Origin of the sequence: Mesorhizobium sp. M2E.F.Ca.ET.209.01.1.1, from assembly GCF_004010375.2 — a bacterium.
Lineage (GTDB): Bacteria > Pseudomonadota > Alphaproteobacteria > Rhizobiales > Rhizobiaceae > Mesorhizobium.
Genome location: NZ_SADP02000436.1, coordinates 1 through 368 on the forward strand (window position 1 = coordinate 1; position 368 = coordinate 368).

Here is a 368-nt window from a genome sequence, read left to right on the forward strand (position 1 = left end):
AGACCTTCTACTTCGGCATCGGCGTCGCCAAGGGCAACGACAATCTGCGCCAGTGGATCAACACCTGGCTGTTCACCATGAAGGCGGACGGCACGCTGGATGCATTGTCGATGAAGTATCGCAACCAGCCGCTGCCGGTGCTGCCGGTCTTCTGATCGCGTCATTCCACGGCGGGACCGCGCATGGCAGCAGCCCCGCTTTCTCGACCTCGTGACGGAATGCCCATGCAAACCGCCCTGCAATTCGGCCCGATCCTGGTGCATCTCGACCTGTTGCTGCGCGGCCTGGAGAAGTCCATCCAGCTGGCGTCGCTGTCGATCCTGTTCGGCACCGCCATCGGTGTCCTTGGCGCCGTCGGACGCAGCTTT

General features: G+C 62.8%; 1 protein-coding gene. It reads left to right on the plus strand.

Annotated features, from left to right (window positions below):
• Window positions 1-17 precede the first annotated feature (17 nt).
• Window positions 18-155 (plus strand): transporter substrate-binding domain-containing protein, encoded by a 138-nt coding sequence (locus EN852_RS42815; protein WP_281407840.1) that lies wholly within the window; start codon window positions 18-20, stop codon window positions 153-155.
• Window positions 156-368: the final 213 nt, after the last annotated feature.